Origin of the sequence: Bacillus sp. MUM 13 (genome assembly GCF_001866725.1) — a bacterium.
Classification (GTDB): Bacteria; Bacillota; Bacilli; order Bacillales; family DSM-1321; genus Peribacillus.
Genome location: NZ_MLYQ01000105.1, coordinates 1 through 5322, shown reverse-complemented (window position 1 = coordinate 5322; position 5322 = coordinate 1). Strand labels below are relative to the sequence as shown.

The 5322-nt window shown below is 39.8% G+C and carries 9 protein-coding genes; 1 reads left to right on the top strand and 8 read right to left on the bottom strand.

The genetic code is table 11. The features are described from left to right. Window positions 1-328 precede the first annotated feature (328 nt). Window positions 329-790, bottom strand: a complete 462-nt coding sequence (locus BIV59_RS19975; protein ID WP_071353219.1) for a GNAT family N-acetyltransferase — start codon at window positions 788-790, stop codon at window positions 329-331. A gap of 93 nt (window positions 791-883) precedes the next feature. Further along, a complete protein-coding gene (locus BIV59_RS19970) occupies window positions 884-1099 on the bottom strand; it encodes a hypothetical protein (protein ID WP_071353218.1) in 216 nt (71 codons plus the stop codon). Window positions 1100-1406: 307 nt separating this feature from the next. On the opposite strand from BIV59_RS19970, the gene BIV59_RS23835 reads away from it, so the two are divergent. Beyond that, window positions 1407-1583 (top strand): hypothetical protein, encoded by a 177-nt coding sequence (locus BIV59_RS23835; RefSeq protein ID WP_170846209.1) that lies wholly within the window; start codon window positions 1407-1409, stop codon window positions 1581-1583. Window positions 1584-2336: 753 nt separating this feature from the next. Here BIV59_RS23835 and BIV59_RS19960 read toward each other — a convergent pair. The 6 genes from BIV59_RS19960 to BIV59_RS19935 all read right to left on the bottom strand — a co-directional run bounded on the left by BIV59_RS19960 (window position 2337) and on the right by BIV59_RS19935 (window position 5116). Continuing rightward, complete coding sequence (locus BIV59_RS19960; protein ID WP_071353216.1) at window positions 2337-2534, bottom strand: hypothetical protein; 198 nt, start codon at window positions 2532-2534, stop codon at window positions 2337-2339. A gap of 79 nt (window positions 2535-2613) precedes the next feature. Further along, window positions 2614-3057, bottom strand: a complete 444-nt coding sequence (locus BIV59_RS19955) for a GNAT family N-acetyltransferase (protein ID WP_071353215.1) — start codon at window positions 3055-3057, stop codon at window positions 2614-2616. Between the two features lie 25 nt (window positions 3058-3082). After that, entirely contained in the window at window positions 3083-3763 is a 681-nt protein-coding gene (locus tag BIV59_RS19950) for an HAD family hydrolase (RefSeq protein ID WP_083392279.1), read from the bottom strand. A gap of 41 nt (window positions 3764-3804) precedes the next feature. After that, window positions 3805-4578, bottom strand: coding sequence for a hypothetical protein (locus tag BIV59_RS19945; RefSeq protein ID WP_071353214.1), 774 nt, complete (start codon window positions 4576-4578; stop codon window positions 3805-3807). Window positions 4579-4650: 72 nt separating this feature from the next. After that, window positions 4651-4866: a DUF2922 domain-containing protein gene (locus BIV59_RS19940; protein WP_071353213.1), complete on the bottom strand. Its 216-nt coding sequence runs from the start codon at window positions 4864-4866 to the stop codon at window positions 4651-4653. Between the two features lie 34 nt (window positions 4867-4900). Next, window positions 4901-5116, bottom strand: a complete 216-nt coding sequence (locus BIV59_RS19935) for a DUF1659 domain-containing protein (protein ID WP_071353212.1) — start codon at window positions 5114-5116, stop codon at window positions 4901-4903. Window positions 5117-5322: the final 206 nt, after the last annotated feature.

Genomic DNA, 5322 nt, shown 5'->3' with positions numbered 1-5322 from the left:
ACTTTTGGGGTGCACTACACTTAGAAAAAACGGTACTGTCCCTTTTCTCATCTGACTTTCCTGTTTTTTCTTAATTTTACACACCAAAGCAACCCTTTTAAGCTGCACCATACAGAAAACTGCTGCCGATCATTGAGATTCCGCCTAATTCATACAAATCTGCGCCTTGTAATTTCCATTTAATTGGATAATAAGTCCAAATCAGGCCTGATTCAAGCGAAATCTTCATTGATTCGAGCGAAATTCCGTCTCATTAGAGCCAATTCGCCTCCCATTCGAGCGAATTAAATAATCACACAAAAAAATGCCTGGATATCCAGGCACCCTGTTACAAAATCTTCTCATACTCCAATAAACTCAGACTATCATTTATTTTGCTCGCCCCTACAACTCTATAGCCCAATTTTTCATAAAAATAGCGGTTACGAAAATTATCCTGCGGTGTATTCAAGCTCCACATCACTGCATCAGGAAATTTCCCTTCAGCTAACATCATTACCTTTTCGCCAAGCCCCTTGTTTTGAAAAGCAGTGCCAAGAAATATCCGGAACAGCCGGTAATGATGTTCCGTTATCTTCATAATGTCAACACCGCCAGCAATCCAGCCATCCGCAAAAATCGTATAATGATTAGAAAATCGGATTCTATGAGCAAGCATTCGCCAAGTTTCAGTAGCTGGACTGGAAGAAAAATTCCCGTACCTCAGCAAATCATCCCTAAAAGCTTCTTTTTGAATGTTAAGAAGCACACCCGCTTCTTCAATGTTCGTTCTGCGCAATTGCAAATCCACTGCACTCACCGCCTCATAACCATATCTTATGAAGCTGCACGTATTCATGACTGTTTTATATTCAATGCTTTCCTCACAATCGATACGGATTGTTCATTTGTGCCTATCTTCATATTTTGTCGTTGAAAATATTATGATTAATTCTAGTATTTCCGAAGGACAATCTATGGTGTTCATTTCATAAGGCTGAAAAGCACTTACTCTTGCTACTTCCTGATTGTCGTTTAATACCCTCAAGTGTTCACCATTTTGACAGTCTACTTTGTTGCCAAGTTCTTTTAGTCTTCCTAGAAAGGTTTCTTCTAACATTGTTTTATCACCTTTGCCGCACAGTTCGTTATAAATTAATTGTATGTTCTCTTTCCTGCTTTACTACCTATGTCATTTGTCCTAAAATTCCAAATAATGGATAAGTATATATTACTATTTTATCCAATTATGTCGTTTTTTGATATTACACAAAACTATTACTAGATATAATGAAATTGTTCGATACATTTTAGAAAGGGATGGTATATGAATCTTACCTAGATAATTATGTCTTATCGGTCATTGCTTTGTTTTCGGACTATCGCCAAAAAACATTTCCATTTATTATAGCCATACAAGCACTTTGATGGAGTTGATTGCAACTTCAATAATAGCCGTCAAAGCCCCTATCACTGGCGTTTTTTTAGGTTCAACCCAGATATATGCCCGCGAGCATATGATAGCTGATTTAATGAAAAAGAAAGCTGATTACGCCAAATTATTAAAAGTAGCCAATTCTGGGAAACATGGAGTAAAGGTTTAAAGATATTACTTGAGAACTTATCAGACTGGTTTGGGCATGGTAGAAGATTATTACGGCAAGCAGGTCGTTTATAAATATTAGAAAGGAGAAAACACCTTGAGAACTAAAACCCAAATAATATTAGAATCTACTATTTTTGTTGTGTGTTTAGCGTTTGGCCTTTATCTTAAATGAATACAAATATTTGATTATCGGAGTAGTTTTGATTACTGGCATAAGATTGTTTTACTACACTAAAAAAAAGAACAAAAGAACATAGTTAATGATTAAAATATTAGGATCATAGGCTATTTGGTAGCCTGTTTTTTTATTCAGCCATATTTAAACTTCCTTCCGTACTATAGACACGGAGATTGTGTATTTCTATGGTAAATTTTAATGGAGGTGATTTTGTTGAATCGTAATAAAAGTTATAAATTCAATTTTATCGTTGCATCTATTTTTCTCATTTTAGGTTTTATTTTTATAAATATTTACACCAATATATTACCTACCATTATGATTTTTGGTTACTTCTTTCTGTATTACCTCATTAGTGGACTTTATCGTTTATTCCAACACAAAAAGCAAAGCATATGATTTAAATACAACTTTTCACGTCACAGTTTTTGTCAATAATGCGGTATGCACTTAACTAAGAACCTATTACAATTGTGCCTAGTGACAAAAGAATTTCCAAATGTAATAAGTGCATAGTGCCTCATACAGTAAACGTAAAAAAACCTCACCACAAAGGCAAGGTTCCTTACACCGCTATAGTTTTAAAGACGCCCTATTGTCTATATGTTCATCCTCCAGTAAAGCTATTTCCATATATCTTTCATGATGATACTGAATTTTCTTCTTTAACTTAGTTCTGAATCTCTCATCCAGGCAGCCTTCTAACAGTGTCTCGTTATAACTTTTTAAATAAAGATGCCACTTCGGAAGAAATCTGGTTGTCAGGTTCATTAGAACTCTCCTTTATGATGGGTTGTATTCATTATATTCCCTAGGAGAACACGAATATACTAAGCCTTTCGTTTCATTTTTACTTTTCCAAAATGCGAATAAAAACGCCAGGTGCGACTTCGATATCCTTCACCTTCTCGAATCCAAAACGTTGATAAAGAATCAAAGCCGGAATATTTTTCTTGCCTGTACTGACAATGAACTTGTTGTTTCCCGCTATCTCCAAAACATGCTCCAGCAGTTCCCTTGCAATCCCTTTTCTGAAATGAGAAGGATCCACCACCAGCCGGCAGATATCAACCACTCCCTCATCAATGGTATAGGAAATAAACCCAAGCAGCTCGTCCCCTGAAGTATATCCGACAAACGTTTCCCGGCATTCCGTAATATCCAGGATCGTATCCTTTAATTGAGGAATGCCATCAAAACCAATCATATTGGCTTCAATCTGATATGCCGGCAGCTGGACATGTAAAATCTTTTCTGCCATAACACTGCTTTTGTTATCAAGCTCTATAATCATCCTGTCTCTCCAATCACAATTCGTACTACTTCTCTTCTATCTCACGGACAACATCCAAAAGCTCAGAAATCGCAGAAATCTTCACATCCGCATCACCGATTTCTTTTTCATCTCCGAATCCGTATGTACAGCCAACTGTCATCAGCCCGCTATTCGTCCCTGCTTCCATATCAGAATGCCGGTCGCCGACCATAATGCCTCGCTCTGTGTAACCATGATTCTTCATTAAAGCCGCCACCAAGTCACTTTTCGTCTTTGTCCCCTGACCGCCTGCACTGAACACTCCTTCAAAAAAACCATGTATCTCAAAGTCCTGTAACACGAAATCCACATATTCTTTGCTGCCATTGCTCGCGATAAACAGCGGAAATCCTTGACTCCTGAGCGTCTGAAGCGTCTCCTCCACACCCCGAAACAGCTTCCCAGCCTTCGGGATCAGCTCCTCTTCCACTTCTATTAACAGCTGCTCCGCTTCATTCACAATCTCTCGGCCTGCACCCGGCAATATCTCAGCAAAAATATCCTCCGTCACCGTGCCAAGAAAATGCTCATACTGCTCGAAGCGTTTAATCTCAAGCTGCTCCCCGTACTTTTCAGAAAGCCTATCAATCACAAGCGGAAAAGTCTGATTCGTCAGCTCCTTACAGTCAAATAAAGTTCCATCCAAATCAAATACAATCGGAAATTCCTGTTTTTTCACCATCATCACTGCCTTTTTTCCTTCATTATACCTCTAAACAGGACCCTCTAAAACCCCAGTTCAAACAGCTCGCTGAAGTACAAATCATCCAGCTTCTTCTGCAGAATGCCCCAGTAATACGCAAACTTATTCCGCCGAAGTGGTTTCTTCTTCATTGCCCGGACCGTCTGCTTAAACGAAGCAACCGACATCTCAAGCATCGTATCACGGCAATAATCCAGCCCCTTAAAAGCAAATCCCGTCATTCTCCAAAACTCCTCGATCACACTGCAGTCATCAAAAAAGCTTGAAACAATACCAGTAAAGGCTGATGGAACTTTTTCGCTTGTAAAAGATGCATCAAGAATCTCAGGAACAGGAGGCTCGGTGTTACGTTCTTTTTCTTTTATGTTGTTAGTTTCAAAAGATTGATAGTTTACTGGGAGGTCCAATTGTTCGCCTTTGGGTGGTTCAGCGCACTGTGACAAAGAAATACGATTGAAAACATAAAGATTGGCGGTCTGCGATCCGTTCTTCCTCTCCAGCTCAATAATCGTCAGCAGCCCGGAGTCCTTGGCCTTCAAAACCGCTCTTTTAAACGTCGACCTTGATATCCCCATTTCCCCATCCCTATGCGTCGCCGCCACAATCGTCCCTATTTTGGCCAAACAAACACCTGGTATTTTGGCAGCATATCGAATAAGCCTCTTAATGGCAATACTTTCACTTTTCGTAAACGTCCCCTTCAGCTCAAGCATCTGCTGTTCAATGCTATTGTTAAACTCTTTTAGTGATGAAAAATTAGATAAATGAGCAAATTCCTCAATATGTGCTACCTTCACAACTCCGCCCCCCAATATGTAAACACACAGGAAAGACTTCCCCCACTAAGTGGAGAAGCCTTTCCTTCCTTATTAAAAAGAATAATTTGTAGTCGTTTTTTCAACGATGCGCGCTTCCTTTTTGCTTGTGTATGTGCCGGTTTTGGTAATGAAAATGCCTGAAGAGAGCATCTCATCCATCGCTGCACTGATTGCCTGCGAATTAAGATTATCAATCGGATCCTCGACTGATACCTTGGCCGTCTTTCCGTCAGAAGTCGTAAAGTATAGTTCCAATACTTTTTCCATCATGTTTTCCTCCTTTCATAGTTTAAGAGTCAGTTTACTCGATATCCCACGTATCCAGACGCTTCACATTCACAACAGCATGCTTTTGAAGTCCGGCAAGTGCATCCGCTCCTTTTTTCAAAGAAGCTGCATCCGCCTTTTTGTCGATGTTAGAAAGAGTTTTGCGCTTAACCACAGGCTCACCCTTCTCATTCACGCCATTTTCAAGCTCAATCTGCAAACGAGTCAATTCCAAAATTTGATTTTCCATGTTCTCACCTCCCTTTCACTGTCTATATATCTTTTACTAGATAAAAAGGAGCATAGGGGGAAAAACTTTTTTACATGTATTGATTTCCGCTCCAGACGCTCGCTTTCCGGGGGGCGTTCGCCAAGCCTCCTCGTCGCTGCCGCTCCTGCGGGGTCTCGCCTGAAACGCTAATCCCCCAGGAGTCGAGCGTCTTCCGCTCCAATCAA

Coding starts and splice junctions, on each gene's coding strand:
- BIV59_RS19970 (WP_071353218.1), bottom strand. CDS start 1,099: ATGTTAGAAGAAACCTTTCTAGGAAGACTAAAAGAACTTGGCAACAAA.
- BIV59_RS23835 (WP_170846209.1), top strand. CDS start 1,407: ATGGAGTTGATTGCAACTTCAATAATAGCCGTCAAAGCCCCTATCACT.
- BIV59_RS19960 (WP_071353216.1), bottom strand. CDS start 2,534: ATGAACCTGACAACCAGATTTCTTCCGAAGTGGCATCTTTATTTAAAA.
- BIV59_RS19955 (WP_071353215.1), bottom strand. CDS start 3,057: ATGATTATAGAGCTTGATAACAAAAGCAGTGTTATGGCAGAAAAGATT.
- BIV59_RS19950 (WP_083392279.1), bottom strand. CDS start 3,763: ATGATGGTGAAAAAACAGGAATTTCCGATTGTATTTGATTTGGATGGA.
- BIV59_RS19940 (WP_071353213.1), bottom strand. CDS start 4,866: ATGGAAAAAGTATTGGAACTATACTTTACGACTTCTGACGGAAAGACG.
- BIV59_RS19935 (WP_071353212.1), bottom strand. CDS start 5,116: ATGGAAAATCAAATTTTGGAATTGACTCGTTTGCAGATTGAGCTTGAA.